The sequence below is a fragment of the Nocardia terpenica genome, assembly GCF_013186535.1.
In the GTDB taxonomy this organism is placed as follows: Bacteria; Actinomycetota; Actinomycetes; order Mycobacteriales; family Mycobacteriaceae; genus Nocardia; species Nocardia terpenica.
This window is the reverse complement of the sequence record NZ_JABMCZ010000005.1, coordinates 899654-913280: the sequence shown is the minus strand read 5'-3', so window position 1 is coordinate 913280 and position 13627 is coordinate 899654. Positions and strand designations below refer to the sequence as shown.

Genomic DNA, 13627 nt, shown 5'->3' with positions numbered 1-13627 from the left:
GTCAATCGAGGCAGAACTCGTTGCCCTCCGGGTCGGTCATCACGATGAAACCGGCGCTCATCGGGGGAGCGGGTTCGGTTCGGCGCACGCGTGTCGCGCCCAGGGCGACCAGGCGGGCACACTCGGTTTCCAGGGCCGCCATGCGCTGCTCGCCCTGGAGGCCGGGGGCCGCGCGGATGTCGAGATGGACCCGGTTCTTGGCGGCCTTGTGCTCCGGAACCTGCTGGAAGAACAGGCGCGGGCCGTGGCCGTCCGGGTCTTCGATGGCGGATTTCGTATTGCGCTCGTGCTCGGGAACGCCGATGCGGGCTAGGAAGTCGTCCCAGGCGGCGAGCGGGTCGGCGTCGGCGGGGAGGTCGACTCCGGGTGGGCCGGGGTGGATGTAGCCGAGGGCGTCGCGCCAGAAGGTCGACAGCGCCCGCGGGTCGTGGGCGTCGAAGGTGATCTGGACGTGGCGGCTCATCGGGTCGCGGCTCCGTTCGTGGCGGTTTCGGTGTACAGGTAGAGGTCGCGCAGCAGGCAGACCTCGGACAGATGGTGGATCAGTTCGCGGTGAATGTGCAAAACCAGGTCGGCCATCGGCGATTCGGGGTAGGGCTCCTTCTCGCCGACCGGGACCCGCAGCCCGGCCTCGCCGAGGCCGCGCACCCCGGTCACCCAGGCGTCGAGCTGGGTCTCGAGCTGTTCCAGAGCGGTGGCCGCGTCTCCGGCGTACTCCCAGGTGTCGTACGACGCCGCCGGTCCGCCGAAGTGCGACGCGGTGCGGGCGGCGAGCACGCCGACGATGACGTGACCGAGCCGCCAGGCGATCGTGCTGAACGGCGCGGGGACCGGCGTGGGGTACGCGTAGTCGATGGTGAAGTCCCCGGCACCGGCCTGTATGGGTGCGGTCGAGGTGCCGCGCGGCCGCACGCTCCACGCCTCGGGCACCGGCGACCAGAAGTACTCGTCGTCGGTGAGGCCCGCGAGCCGGGCCCTGATCTGATGGTTCCAGTGGAACTCCCACTGGTCGAGCAGTGACCGATTCCAGTCCAGTCCGTTCGTGTCCATGCGATCACCCTGGCACCCCTAGCGGACAGAATCGGTCCGCTATTGTCGGACGGGGAGGCGGTGCGGGCATGGACGAGCGGGATACCACCGAGCGGGTACTGACCCTGCTCGGGCTGTTGCAGCAGCGACAGGTGTGGACCGGACCCGAACTCGCCGACCGGCTCGGGGTCACCCCGCGCACGGTGCGGCGCGATATCGATCGGCTGCGCACGCTCGGCTATCAGGTACACGCCGCCCAGGGGGTCGGCGGCGGCTATCGGCTCGGCCCCGGGCCGGATCTGCCGCCGCTGCTGCTCGACGACGAGGAGGCCATCGCCACCGCGGTCGCGCTGCTGGTCGGCGCGGGCGACGCGGCCACCGGGGCCGCCGCGCTGCGCGCGCTGACCAAGCTCGACCGGGTGCTGCCCACCCGGTTGCGGCACGAGGTGCGGGCGCTGTCGGATGCGGTGGAGTCCTTTGCCGGGGGCCGGGCGCCGGTCGATTCGGAGGCGCTCATGACGCTGGCGCGGGCCTGCCGCGACGAGGTCGAGGCCGGATTCGACTATCCGTCCGCGGCCGGGCCCCGGCGGCGGCGGGTCGAGCCCTATCGCCTGGTCGCCTCCGAAAAGCGTTGGTACCTCCTGGCTTTCGACCTCGATCGGGACGACTGGCGTACCTTCCGCGTCGACCGGATGACCGAGGTGTCGGCGCGGACCTGGCGCTTCCGCCCGCGCGCCGCGCCCGATGCGGTGACCTACGTGCAGGAGGGTGTCACGAGCCGCGTCTACTCGCGGCAGGCGCGCTTCCTCGTGCATGCGGCCGCGGATCGGGTGCGCGCGCAGATTCCGGCGTCGGCGGCGGTGGTGCGGCCGCGCGGCGGCGAACTGTGCGAAATATCCAGCGGCGCGGACAATCTCGATGCCGTGCTCATGCACGTCCTGCTGCTGGGGCATCGGTTCGAGGTCTTGGAGCCGCCCGAGCTCGCGAGACGCTGTCACGTCCTGGGGCGGCAATTGCTGGCGGCCGGTGAACGATCGCAGTGATCGGTAGAGGTCAGAATGCGGCTTCGTCGAGATTCATGAGGGTGGCATCGAGTCCGGACAGTGCCGCGCGATCGGCGCTCAGGCGGGGGAGGACGGTCCTGGCGAAGAACGACGCGGCCGCGATCTTGCCTCGGTAGAAGGCGCGATCCTGGTCGTCGGGAGCGGAATCCAGTGCGGTGCGGGCGATATCGGCGGCGACGAGCAGGCGCCAGCCGATGAGCAGATCGCCGACGGACAGCAGCAGCGGGACCGCGGCCAAGCCGATCCTGTACAGCTCGGTGGGGCGTTGCTCGGCGGCGGCCAGGTGCCCGGTCAGGGTGCCCACCATGGCCTGCACATCGTCCAGAGCCGTTGCGAGAAGGGACTTCTCGAACGCGAGTCGGCCGCCGTCGGTGGGGGCGGCGATGAACGCGCCGATCTGCCGGATGAGGTGTCCCAGCGCCACACCGCGATCGCGGGCGATCTTGCGAAAGAAGAAGTCCTGGGCCTGGATGGCGGTGGTGCCCTCGTACAGCGAATCGATCTTCGAATCGCGGATGTACTGCTCGATCGGATAGTCCTGGAGAAAGCCCGAGCCGCCGAAACATTGGAGAGATTCGGTCAAATACTGGTAGGCGCGCTCGGAGCCGACGCCCTTCACCACCGGCAGCAGCAGATCGTTCACCCGAGCCGCCAGCTCGGCGTCCGCGCCGGAAACCCGCTGGGCGGCAACGGCATCCTGATGGGCAGCCGTGTAGAGGTACACCGCGCGCAGGCCCTCGGCGTAGGACTTCTGCAGCATCAGCGAACGGCGCACGTCGGGATGGTGGGCGATGGTCACCTTGGGCGCGGTCTTGTCGGCCATGCGCGTCAGGTCGCTGCCCTGCACGCGGGTCCTGGCGTAGTCGAGTGCGTTGAGGTATCCGCTCGACAGGGTCGAGATCGCCTTGGTGCCCACCATCATTCGCGCGTGCTCGATGACCAGGAACATCTGCGCGATGCCGTCGTGCACCTCGCCGACCAGATAACCCACGGCCGGGGTGCCGTGCGCCCCGAAGGTCAGCTCGCAGGTGGCCGACGCCTTCAGCCCCATCTTGTGCTCGACCCCCGTGACGAAAACGCCGTTGCGCTCGCCGATGTCGCCGGTGACGGTGTCGAAGCGGAACTTGGGCACCAGGAACAGGCTCAGCCCCTTGGTGCCCGCCGCCGCGCCCTCCGGCCGGGCGAGCACCTGGTGGACGATGTTCTCGAACAGATCGTCGGACTCGCCGGAGGTGATGAACCGCTTCACCCCCTCGATGTGCCAGGAACCGTCCTGCTGCGCAACGGCCTTCGTGCGTCCCGCGCCGACGTCGGAGCCCGCGTCGGGTTCGGTGAGCGCCATGGTCGTGCCCCAGTTGCGCTGCATCGCCAGCCGTGCCCAGCGCCGCTGCTCCGCGGTGCCGAGGCCGTCGACGACGTCGGCCATGATCGGACCGGTCAGGTACAGGTAGGCGGCGGGCTGCGCGCCGAGCACGAATTCGCTGATCGCCCAGGCCACCATGCGCGGCGCGGGCACCCCGCCGATGGCCTCGGACTTGCCCACCCGCCACCACTCGCCGTCGCGCCAGGCGCGCACCGATCGCTTGACCGACTCCGGCAGCCGCACCGAATGCGTCACCGGATCGAACACCGGCGGATGCCGGTCGCCGTCGGCGAACGACTCCGCCACCGGCCCCTCGGCCAGCGCCGCCGCCTCGGCCAGCATCGACCGCACGGTCGGTTCGTCGAGATCGCCGAACGCGCCGGAGTCCAGGATCGCGGCCAGCCCGAGCACCTCGACCAGGGTGAACTCGAGGTCGCGCACATTGCTCTTGTAGTGGCCCACCGGAACTCGCTTTCTCACGGGCCCGGCCAGTGTCGCACCCGACGCGGCGACCGGTCCAGGTACGCACTCGAGCGGTGCGCCGGGTTATCGGGGGACGATGCGACGGGTGTGGGCGTACACCGCGGCGTGCACGCGGTCGCGGACACCGAGTTTGGCGAGCACGTTGGAGACGTGCGTCTTCACCGTCTGCTCGCCGACGCCGAGGGTGCGGGCGATCTCCGGATTGGTGTACGCCTTGGCGATCAGGAGCAGGACCTGATGTTCGCGGGCGGTGAGCGTCTCGACTTCCGGTGCGGTGGGGAACGGTTCGGTTCCGCCGGTCAGCCGGGTGATCAGGCGGCGGGTTCGGCGCGGGTCGATGAGGGCGGTGTCGCGGGTGGCCGTCCGGACGGCCGCGACCAGGTCCCGGGCCGGTAGCGATTTGGTGAGGAACCCGCTCGCGCCCAGACGTAGTGCGCGGTAGAGGTTCTCGTCGGTCCCGGCGGTGGTGAGGGTGAGGATGCGGGTCGTATCGCCCAGCGCCGCAACCCGTTCGACGGTCGCGTCGTCGAGGCCGGGCATATCGAGGTCCACAATGGCGACATCGGGTCGCAGCCGGTGCATCTCCCGGACGGCCGCGGCGCCGTCGCCGACCTCCGCGACGCACCGAAGGTCGGGCTGGGCGCCGATCACCGCGCGCAGCCCCGAGCGGAACACGATGTGATCGCCCGCGAGCAGCACGGAGATCGCCGCCTGCCGCGCGGCGGCGGGCTCCGCGGTGTCGCCGCGGGCGGGGAGCTGCGTGTCGGCGGCGGCGGAGCCCATCGACAGCATCACGGCGGCGATCGCGAGCACCAGCGACGACACCACCCGAAGCAGCGGGCGCGGCGATGGAGTCGTGGTCATGGTCACCGATCGTATGGGGTCCGGCGCAGGAATCCCGAGTAGTTTCTGTGCAGCAGTTGGCTTTCGAGCTGTTTCAGCGTGTCCAGGCCGACGCTCACCACGATCAGCACCGAGGTACCGCCGAAGGCGAGGCTCTGCGACGCGCCCGTGCCGCCGACGGGCAGCAGGTTCGGCAGCACGGCGACGACGCCGAGATACACGGCCCCCGGCAAGGTGATCCGGCTGAGCACAAAGGCCAGGTGGTCCGAGGTCGCCGTGCCGGGCCGATAGCCGGGCAGGAACCCGCCGAACTTCTTCATCTCCTCCGCGCGCTCGTCCGGAGCGAAGGTGATCGCGACATAGAAGTACGTGAAGAACACGATCAGCACGAAATAGACCGCGACATGAACCGGATTGCCCGGATTGACCAGATATGTCTGGAGTATCTCCTGCCACCGGGACGGAGCGCTCGACCCCGGGACCGACTTCGCGATCAGACCGGGCACCGACAGCAGCGAGGAGGCGAAGATGACCGGCACGACACCGGCCTGATTGACCTTCAGCGGCAGATACGTCGACGCGCCGCCGTACATCCGGCGGCCCACCACGCGCCTGGCGTACTGCACCGGAATCCGGCGCTGGCCCTGCTCGACGAACACCACGCCCACGATCACCAGCACCACCGCGACGCAGACCGCCGCGAAGACCACCCCGCCCTCGGCATCCAGAATCGCCTTGCCCTGACCCGGGATTCGCGCCGCGATACCCGCGAAGATCAACAGCGACATGCCGTTGCCGATCCCGCGCTCGCTGATCAACTCCCCGAACCACATGACCAGCGCCGCACCGGCGGTCAGCACCAGCACGGCGACGATCATCCCGAACGGCGAACGATCGGCCAGCACCTCCCGGTGGCATCCGCGCGGCAACAGGCCCCGCCCGGCCAGCGCCACCACCGTCGACGCCTGCAACACCGCCAGCGCGACCGACAGATACCGGGTGTACTGGGTGATCCGGGCCTGCCCGGGCTCGCCCTCCTTGCGCAGCCGCTCGAACCGCGGGATCACCACCGTCAGCAACTGGGTGATGATGCTCGCGGTGATGTACGGCGCGACACCGATCGCGAACACCGACAATTGCAGCAGCGCCCCGCCGGAGAGCATGCCGATGAGCTGGTAGATCCCGGCCGAATCGCCCCCGGCGGCGGTGTCGAGACAGGCACGCAGCGCGGCGTGGTCGACCCCGGGCGCGGGGACCGCCGCCCCGAGCCGCGACAGCGCGAGCACACCCAGCGTCAGGAGAATCTTCCGCCGTAGGTCGGGGGTCCGCAGGGCCACTACGAGGGCGGAGAGCACGCATCCTCCTGATGAACAATGCTGGGAGACAGGCGAATCACGCCTCGACGCTACGGAGTGTCCACGGCGGCACACGTCGGTCGCGAGTCGGATTTCGATCTCCCCCGATGGAGGGAAACCCGCTGTTCGGATGGCATAAGCCCGGCCCTCGCCTACTATTTGGGAGTGGAGTCGACGCAATTGCTGGTCGTCGAGGACGATCCGGACATAGGTGTCGAACTGCGCGACGCGCTGGTCGGTCACGGGTATGTCGTGGAGTGGGTGCAGACGGCCGCGGAGGCCGAGGCGGCGGTGGCACGGTGTCGGCCCGACCTGATCCTGCTCGATCTCGGCCTGCCCGACCGCGACGGCGTGGAACTGTGCCGCAGGCTGCGCACCGAGCTGGTCACCAGCGTGATCGTCGTACTCACCGCCCGCACGCAGGAATTCGAGATCGTGGTCGCCCTCGACGCGGGCGCCGACGACTACCTGACCAAGCCGATCCGGCTCACCGAACTGTTCGCCCGCCTGCGCGCGCACCTGCGGCGCCGCTCGGCCGTCGCCAATCCCGAACCGCTCGAGGCGGGCGATCTGCGCGTCGACCCGTACGCCCGGCGCGCCTGGGTCGGCGACGGCGAGCTGGCCCTGCGACCCAAGGAATTCGACCTGCTGTATCTTCTGGTCGAGCACATCGGCGAGGTGGTCACCCGCGACACCCTCATGACGATGATCTGGGACCAGCACTGGCACGGCTCGACCAAGACGCTGGATGTGCACGTCTCCGCATTGCGCCGCAAGCTCGCCGAACACGGCGAGGATCCGTATCGCATATCGACCGTGCGCAGCCGCGGATACCGGCTCGAACGCGGCTGAATTCACGAAACCCGGCCCCGCGCCGAAGGGTAAGCGCGAGTTTTGCCTTGGGCTAGCCTTCCGATAACCATCCAGCTCTTAGCCTTGAAGTGGGACGTCACACAACGAGGTGGGACCTCCCGATCGCCGAATCATCGGCAGCAGGTGGAAGAATGCCAAGGAGCTGCACAATGGGCTATGGAAACGCGCTTCGTACCGATATCAACCACGACAATATCACTCCCCTCATCGGTATCTACGACATGTACTCGGCGTCGCTGGCCGCGGAACACTACGACGGAATGTTCGTGTCGGGCTTCGGCTTTGCCGCCTCCTACTACGGGCTGCCCGATATCGGCTTCATCGCCTGGCCGGACATCGTCGGCTTCGTGCAGCGGCTGCGGCTGGCATTCCCGAAGCAGCATCTGCTGGTCGACATCGACGACGGCTATGTCGACCCCGAGGTGGCCTGCCATGTGGTGACGCACCTGGAGGCCATCGGCGCCTCCGGTGTCATTCTCGAGGATCAGAAGCGGCCGCGGCGCTGCGGGCACGTATCCGGTAAGCAGATCCTGCCGCTGGACGAGTATCTGGAGAAGCTGAACCTGGTGTTGCAGAGCCGCTCGGATCTGGTGGTCGTGGCGCGCACCGATGCCACCGAGGAGTCGGAGATCCTCTACCGCGCCGCCGCCCTGGCCGACACCGACGCGGATGTGCTGCTGGTGGACGGGGTGCGCAGCGTCGAGTGGATTCGCAAAGTGCGCGGCGTCATCGGGGACAAGCCGCTGCTGTTCAACCAGATCGCGGGCGGCCTGTCGCCGCGGCTGTCGCTGCCGGAACTGCAGGACCTCGGCGTGAATGTGGCGATCTACTCCACGCCGTGCCTGTTCGCGGCGCACACCGCCATCACCGACGCGCTGATCAACCTGCGCGTCAACGACGGCCGGCTGCCCGAGCACAGCGCCGACAGCGTCGGTGTGGCCAGTTCACTGGCCCTGGTGGAGCGCAACCTCGCCCGGCACCACGTGCCGGACCGGCTCACGGCGTCGCGGATCTGACCCACCCGCTCCCCGGCCCGGCCCGGCCCCGCGCCGGGCCGGGTCGGTGGCGCCGATACGGAGGTTTTCATGAATACCCCACTCGAAAGCCCGTTCACCGCAACCCTGGACATCAAGGATCTGCTCGAGGATTACTTCGATGTGCTCTATTTTCACGATCTGACGCTGTTCGATCACGTATTCCACCCCGCCGCCGTGGTGTACACCGTGCAGGACGGTGTGGTCGCGATGCGGTCGGCGGACGAATATCGGCAGGTATTGCAGAGCCGCCGGTCGCCGTCCTCGGTGCGGGCCGACCGCGACGACGTGATCCTGTCGATCGAATTGCTGTCGCCCGAATCGGCCACGGCGAGAACGCGGGTGTGTTTGTTCGGCGTTTTCGTCGAGGAGTATCTGACCGTGCTGCTGACCGGCGGTCGGTGGACCGTCATGACCAAGTTGTACCATCCGTGCCGCGGCGTGTACGACCCCAAATTCGCGGCCACCGGATAGCGATCGGAGTCCCATGTCTCACGATGCCCTCGCCCGCACGATCGATGACGACACTTTCGCTTCCCGCCTCAATCGCCTGTTCGACACCGCAGGTTTGCCGGGAATTCAACTGCGCACCAAGGAGGTCGGCCGCGCATTGCGCGCGAACGGCCTGCCCATCTCGGATCTATATCTGTTACAGTTACGCACCGGCACTCGCACCGATCCGTCGCCCGCGACAGTGTCGGCATTGGCTCGGTACTTCGGCGTCGCTCCGGAGTACTTCCCGGCAATCGAGCCGGACCCCATCACCGACAGCAAGAATATCGATCGACATACCGTCACACTGCTGGGATGTGCGGAACTACAGCGGCTGCTGCTCGCGGCCTGCGATTTGTCGGGTGCCGCACAGGAATTGCTCGCCGCGATGGCCGCGGACCTGCACAACTTCGAGTACGCGCGCACTGCCGAGGTAGCTCCGGTGTGATCGCACGGCGGATTCCGCCGCCCGATCGCGTGCGGTCGAAGGAGTGGAGGAGACGCACATGGCTGAGGTCACGACATCGGCTGTGCCGCAGGGCCGCTCGCTTCGGGCCCGGATTCAGACCGCCATCGTCGCGGTCACTGTGCTGTCGGTGGCGCTGTTCGTCGGTCCGCTGGCCACCTCCATCCAGCGCGTGCATCGCACCAACGCGGTCACCGAGTTGCAGCGCGACGCCTTCCGGGTCGCCTCGGTCGTGCCCGATACCGTGGGGTCGGATGTGACCGTCGGGTATCTGCTGCCGGATCTGCCGGAGGATCGCACGGTCGGCATCTACAGCACCGACGGCCAGCTGCTGCGGGAGCGGGGTCCGATGATGTCCACGGTGGCCGCCGCCGCGGCCGACGGCCGCACCCACGCCCGGGAGGAGGGTGCGGATCTGGCGGTCTCGGCTCCGGTGCCGTCGGAACGTTCGGTGGCGGCCACGGTGCGGGTGTCCATCCCCTACGACCAGGTGCTGGGCAATACCCGGCGGGCGTGGATGCTCATGGCGCTGCTGGGGGTGGCCGCGATCGGCCTGGCCGTGCTGCTGGCGCGGTACGAGGGGCGGCGGATCGCCGAACCGCTGGAGCGGCTGACCGAGTCGGCGCGGGCGCTCGGGGACGGTGATTTCACCATTCACCCCGAGAGTTCCCGCATCATCGAGGCCGACGCCCTCGGGCGGACGCTCGAGGGCGCGGCCGGGCGGCTGAAGCGGTTGCTGGACCGCGAGCGCGCCTTCAGCACGCAGGTCTCCCATCAACTGCGCACCCCGCTCACCGCGCTGCTGCTCGGCCTGGAGTCGGCGCTGATGCGCACCGACGCCGATATGCGCAAGGCCGCCTCGGTCGCGCTGCGCCGCGGCGAACGCCTGGAGTCGACCATCGAGGACCTGTTGCGCCTGGCCCGCGAAACCGACAGTGCCACAAGGCCACCGCTGGCGGTCGCCGACCTGCTCGAGACCGTCGTCTACCACTGGCAGCCCGCCTTCGCCGAACACGGCCGCTTCCTGCGCATCGTGTGCGCCCCCGACCTCCCCCGCGTCGATGCCTCGGCCACCGCGATCCAGCACGTGGTGGAGGTCCTCATCGAAAACGCACTGGTCCACGGTGACGGCCCCACCACCGTCCACGCCCACACCGTCGCGGGCAACCTCCTCATCGAGGTCTCCGACCAGGGCCCCGGCGTCGCCGACCCCGACCGCGCCTTCGCCGCCCGCTCCCCCGACACCAACACCACCCACGGCATCGGCCTGTCCCTGGCCCGAGCCCTCGCCGAAAGCGAAGGCTGCCGCCTCATGCTCCGCCAGGCCGCACCCCCGATCTTCACCCTGCAACTGCCGCCGCGGCGTTGAGCCCGCGCCCGCCGGTGAGTTACGCGCCTGTTCCGACCCCGCCCCGCGCCCGAACCGCCTGTTTGATAAGGATTCGCCCGAAATCGGACATCAGGCCGGTTCCTCGGTGGGCGTCGTCGAGGACGTCGGTGAAGGCCGTTACGAAGCGGTCCGCGTCGCGTTCGGTGATGATCAGCGGTGGGATCAGTTTGATCACCTCCAGGTTGTCGCCCGAGACCTGGGTGAGGATGCGGTGGCGGTGGAGGAGGGCGACGACGACCATTTGGGCGAACAGGCCGACGCGGGCGGCTTGCAGTGCGGCCCAACCGGTTCGGAGTTTGAGGGAGTGCGGGCGGCCGAATTCGATGCCGATCATGAGGCCCCGGCCGCGGACGTCGGACAGCATGTCGTAGCGGGGGATGAGCGCGGACAGGCGTTCTCGCAGCGAGTCGCCGACGGCGCGGGCGTTGGCGACCACGTTTTCCTCGCGCAGCACCCGCAGGGTGGCCAGGGCCGCGGTCATGGCCTGGGCATTGGATCCGAAGCTGGCCGAGTGCACCAGCACCCGGTCCATGGACGAGTACACCTTGGCGAAGATCCAGTCCTTGCCGAGGGTGGCGCCGATCGGGATGTACCCGCCCGACAGCGCTTTGGCGGCACACACCAGATCCGGTTCCACCTCCGGTTCGTGCTGATAGGCGAAGAAGGCGCCGGTGCGGCCGATACCGGTCTGCACCTCGTCGACGATCAGCAGCGCCTTGTGCTTGTGCAGCAACCGTTGTGCGGCGGCCAGATAACCGGGTGGGGTGCCGTGCACCGTCTTGCCCTGAATGGGTTCGACGATCAGCGCGGCCACATCACCCCGGCGCAACTCGCGCTCCAGCGCCTCCAGATCGCCCAGCGGCACGGCGGTATCGGGGAGCAGCGGACCGAATCCGGACCGAAAGCTGTTCTCGCCGTTGACCGACAGCGAGCCGATCGTCAGCCCGTGGAAGGCGTGCTCGCAGTACAGAATTCGCTGCCTGCCCGTGGCGTGGCGGGCGAATTTGAGGGCGGTTTCGACGGCTTCGGTGCCGCTGTTACCGAAGAAGACCCGATCCAGATGCGGGGTGTGCGACAGCAATTGCTCGGCGGCCAGGCCGGGCAGCGGCTGGCAGTCGAACCGAACCAGGTCGGCCAGCTCGAGATCCAGCACATCGTGCAGCGCCCGCCGGACCACCGGATGATGCCGACCGAGCGCGAAGATGCCGAATCCGGCGAGCATATCCAGATATTCGCCGCCCTCGGCGTCGTACAGGTACGGCCCGCTCGCCCGCTCGTACACCCGGTCGAACCCGATGGTGTGCAGCATCCGATGCAACTGCGGATTGAGGTGGCGCTCGTGCAGCGTGTACCGTTCGTCGCCGCGCTGCTTCACCAGCGCGGCGACATCGAAATCGGCAGTGTCGTACGGTGATTCGGCAGAGGTCATGATGCGGGTAGTTCCGATTCCTCGACGAGATCGCCGGGGTCGAGGGACCGCGCGGCGGCGGGCAGCCGATCCAGGCAGGCGGCGGCGATGCCGTCGCCGGTGAGGCCGTGATCGGACAGGATGTGGTCGCGGGAGGCGTGCGGGATGAACGCGGTCGGCAGGCCGAGCGCGTGGACCCGAGCGGGCGTGCCGGTGCGGGCCGCGGCCGTGATCAGGTGGGCGCCGATGCCGTTGTCGGCGATACCGTCCTCGGCGCTGACGGCGAGCCGATGCCGCGCGGCGAGCGCGAGCAGCGCCGGTGCCAGGGGCCACACCCAGCGGGGATCCACCACCGTCACGCCGATACCGCGCTCGGTGAGCAGGTCCGCGGCCGCCAGGCACGGCGCCGCCATCGGGCCGACGGCGACCAGCAGCACATCCAGCGGAAGATGGCGACTGCGGTGCAGAATATCCATGCCGTCCATCCGCGCCAGGGCCGGAATGTCGCGTCCCGCCGTGCTTTTCGGGTAGCGCAGGAGGGTGGGCCCGGCATGGGCGACGGATTCGCGCAGCAGTTCGCGCAACCGGTCCGGGTCGCGGGGGCAGGCGATCCGCAGCTGGGGCACGCATGTCGACAGCGCCAGATCCCACATGCCGTGGTGGCTGGGCCCGTCCGGCCCGGTGATGCCCGCGCGATCCAGGACCAGCGTCACCGGAAGCTCGTGCAGGGCGATATCGAACAGCAGTTGATCGACGGCACGATTCAGGAACGTCGAATACACCGCGACGACCGGATGCATGCCCGCGGACGCGAGCCCCGCGGCGGAGGCGAGCGCGTGCTGTTCGGCGATCCCCGAATCGAACACCCGGTGCGGGGCCTGCCGCGACAGCGTGCCGAGCCCGGTCGGCAGCCGCATCGCCGCGGTCAGCGCGACCACCTCCGCACGCTCGCGGGCCAGCTCGGCGAGTTCGCGCTCGAAGACGTCGGTCCAGGTGGGCGCGGGCGGTTTCCGGGGCCGCCCGGTGGCGGGATCGATGACCCCGCACGCGTGCATGCGGTCGGCCTCGTCGGCCTCCGCGGGCGGATAACCCCGGCCCTTGGCGGTGACCGCGTGCACCAGCACCGGCCGCCGCAGCCCCGCGGCATCGCGCAGCGCGGCGCAGGCGGCCGGGATGTCGTGCCCGTCGACCGGGCCGACATAGGTGAAACCCAGTGTCTCGAACAGGTTCTCGCCGACCCGGTCGCGGCGGCGCAACCGGTCCAGATGGGTGGCGAGCGCCCCGGCGGTGGGATCGTAGGAGCGCCCGTTGTCGTTGAGCACCACCACGATCGGCCGCCGCGCGGCGCCGATATTGTTCAGCCCCTCCCACGCCACACCGCCGGTCAGGGCGCCGTCGCCGATCACGGCGACCACCGACCGATCGTGCTCGCCGCGCAGCTCGAACGCCTTCGCCACCCCGTCGGCCCAGGCGAGGCCGACCGAGGCGTGCGAGTTCTCCACCCGATCGTGCGGTGACTCCGCGCGACTCGGATATCCGGACACCCCACCGGCCTGGCGCAGCGTGCCGAATGTCGCTGCGCGCCCGGTGATCAGCTTGTGCGGATAGGTCTGATGCCCGGTGTCGAACACCACCGCGTCGTGCGGCGAACGGAACACGCGATGGATGGCGATGGTCAACTCGACCATTCCCAGCGCCGCTCCGAGATGCCCACCCGTCGCGGTGACGGTGTCGATCAGTTGTGCGCGCAGCCGCGCCGCCAGCGCGGGCAGCCGGTCGTCGGGCAGGGCGGCCAGTTCCTCGGGGCCGGAGATCGTCATCGCCTCG

13 protein-coding genes are annotated in these 13627 nt (G+C 69.1%); 6 read left to right on the top strand and 7 right to left on the bottom strand.

Annotated elements, in window-relative coordinates; genetic code table 11:
• Position 1: 1 nt before the first annotated feature.
• The gene (locus HPY32_RS39890; protein ID WP_067587547.1) at positions 2–463 is read right to left on the bottom strand and encodes a VOC family protein; all 462 of its coding nucleotides are present in this window, start codon (positions 461–463) and stop codon (positions 2–4) included.
• Positions 460–1050, bottom strand: coding sequence for a DinB family protein (locus HPY32_RS39885; RefSeq protein WP_067587550.1), 591 nt, complete (start codon positions 1048–1050; stop codon positions 460–462). Before HPY32_RS39885 ends, HPY32_RS39890 begins: the two co-directional genes overlap by 4 nt.
• Positions 1051–1118: 68 nt before the next feature.
• Here HPY32_RS39885 and HPY32_RS39880 point away from each other — a divergent pair, with 68 nt between their 5' ends.
• Entirely contained in the window at positions 1119–2072 is a 954-nt protein-coding gene (locus HPY32_RS39880; RefSeq protein ID WP_067587553.1) for a helix-turn-helix transcriptional regulator, read from the top strand.
• Between the two features lie 10 nt (positions 2073–2082).
• Here HPY32_RS39880 and HPY32_RS39875 read toward each other — a convergent pair whose 3' ends face one another.
• From HPY32_RS39875 to secY, 3 genes are all read right to left on the bottom strand, one after another.
• Positions 2083–3918, bottom strand: a complete 1836-nt coding sequence (locus HPY32_RS39875; RefSeq protein ID WP_067587556.1) for an acyl-CoA dehydrogenase — start codon at positions 3916–3918, stop codon at positions 2083–2085.
• 84 nt (positions 3919–4002) lie between these two features.
• Positions 4003–4803, bottom strand: coding sequence for a LuxR C-terminal-related transcriptional regulator (locus HPY32_RS39870; RefSeq protein ID WP_231951618.1), 801 nt, complete (start codon positions 4801–4803; stop codon positions 4003–4005).
• Positions 4804–4805: 2 nt separating this feature from the next.
• Positions 4806–6137 carry a preprotein translocase subunit SecY gene (gene secY / locus HPY32_RS39865; protein ID WP_067587559.1) on the bottom strand — a complete coding sequence of 444 codons (1332 nt, stop codon included), beginning with the start codon at positions 6135–6137 and terminating at the stop codon, positions 4806–4808.
• Between the two features lie 165 nt (positions 6138–6302).
• Here secY and HPY32_RS39860 point away from each other — a divergent pair, with 165 nt between their 5' ends.
• The 5 genes from HPY32_RS39860 (at position 6303) to HPY32_RS39840 (ending at position 10371) form a co-directional block, all read left to right on the top strand.
• Positions 6303–6989 (top strand): response regulator transcription factor, encoded by a 687-nt coding sequence (locus tag HPY32_RS39860; RefSeq protein WP_067587562.1) that lies wholly within the window; start codon positions 6303–6305, stop codon positions 6987–6989.
• 170 nt (positions 6990–7159) lie between these two features.
• Positions 7160–8026, top strand: a complete 867-nt coding sequence (locus tag HPY32_RS39855; RefSeq protein WP_171983276.1) for an isocitrate lyase/PEP mutase family protein — start codon at positions 7160–7162, stop codon at positions 8024–8026.
• A gap of 69 nt (positions 8027–8095) precedes the next feature.
• Complete coding sequence (locus tag HPY32_RS39850) at positions 8096–8518, top strand: nuclear transport factor 2 family protein (RefSeq protein WP_067587568.1); 423 nt, start codon at positions 8096–8098, stop codon at positions 8516–8518.
• A gap of 13 nt (positions 8519–8531) precedes the next feature.
• Complete coding sequence (locus HPY32_RS39845) at positions 8532–8984, top strand: hypothetical protein (RefSeq protein ID WP_067587577.1); 453 nt, start codon at positions 8532–8534, stop codon at positions 8982–8984.
• Between the two features lie 58 nt (positions 8985–9042).
• The gene (locus tag HPY32_RS39840) at positions 9043–10371 is read left to right on the top strand and encodes a sensor histidine kinase (protein ID WP_067587580.1); all 1329 of its coding nucleotides are present in this window, start codon (positions 9043–9045) and stop codon (positions 10369–10371) included.
• Between the two features lie 19 nt (positions 10372–10390).
• Here the strand turns inward: HPY32_RS39840 and HPY32_RS39835 are convergent, their stop codons facing one another.
• Together HPY32_RS39835 and HPY32_RS39830 are read right to left on the bottom strand one after the other, a co-directional pair.
• Complete coding sequence (locus HPY32_RS39835) at positions 10391–11821, bottom strand: aspartate aminotransferase family protein (RefSeq protein WP_067587583.1); 1431 nt, start codon at positions 11819–11821, stop codon at positions 10391–10393.
• Entirely contained in the window at positions 11818–13620 is a 1803-nt protein-coding gene (locus HPY32_RS39830) for a 1-deoxy-D-xylulose-5-phosphate synthase (protein WP_067587586.1), read from the bottom strand. Before HPY32_RS39830 ends, HPY32_RS39835 begins: the two co-directional genes overlap by 4 nt.
• Positions 13621–13627 lie beyond the last annotated feature (7 nt).

Bases quoted from the DNA above. Each gene is read 5' to 3' on its own strand.
- HPY32_RS39890 (WP_067587547.1), bottom strand. From the start codon at position 463: ATGAGCCGCCACGTCCAGATCACCTTCGACGCCCACGACCCGCGGGCG.
- HPY32_RS39885 (WP_067587550.1), bottom strand. From the start codon at position 1,050: ATGGACACGAACGGACTGGACTGGAATCGGTCACTGCTCGACCAGTGG.
- HPY32_RS39880 (WP_067587553.1), top strand. From the start codon at position 1,119: ATGGACGAGCGGGATACCACCGAGCGGGTACTGACCCTGCTCGGGCTG.
- HPY32_RS39870 (WP_231951618.1), bottom strand. From the start codon at position 4,803: ATGACCACGACTCCATCGCCGCGCCCGCTGCTTCGGGTGGTGTCGTCG.
- HPY32_RS39855 (WP_171983276.1), top strand. From the start codon at position 7,160: ATGGGCTATGGAAACGCGCTTCGTACCGATATCAACCACGACAATATC.
- HPY32_RS39850 (WP_067587568.1), top strand. From the start codon at position 8,096: ATGAATACCCCACTCGAAAGCCCGTTCACCGCAACCCTGGACATCAAG.
- HPY32_RS39845 (WP_067587577.1), top strand. From the start codon at position 8,532: ATGTCTCACGATGCCCTCGCCCGCACGATCGATGACGACACTTTCGCT.
- HPY32_RS39840 (WP_067587580.1), top strand. From the start codon at position 9,043: ATGGCTGAGGTCACGACATCGGCTGTGCCGCAGGGCCGCTCGCTTCGG.
- HPY32_RS39835 (WP_067587583.1), bottom strand. From the start codon at position 11,821: ATGACCTCTGCCGAATCACCGTACGACACTGCCGATTTCGATGTCGCC.
- HPY32_RS39830 (WP_067587586.1), bottom strand. From the start codon at position 13,620: ATGACGATCTCCGGCCCCGAGGAACTGGCCGCCCTGCCCGACGACCGG.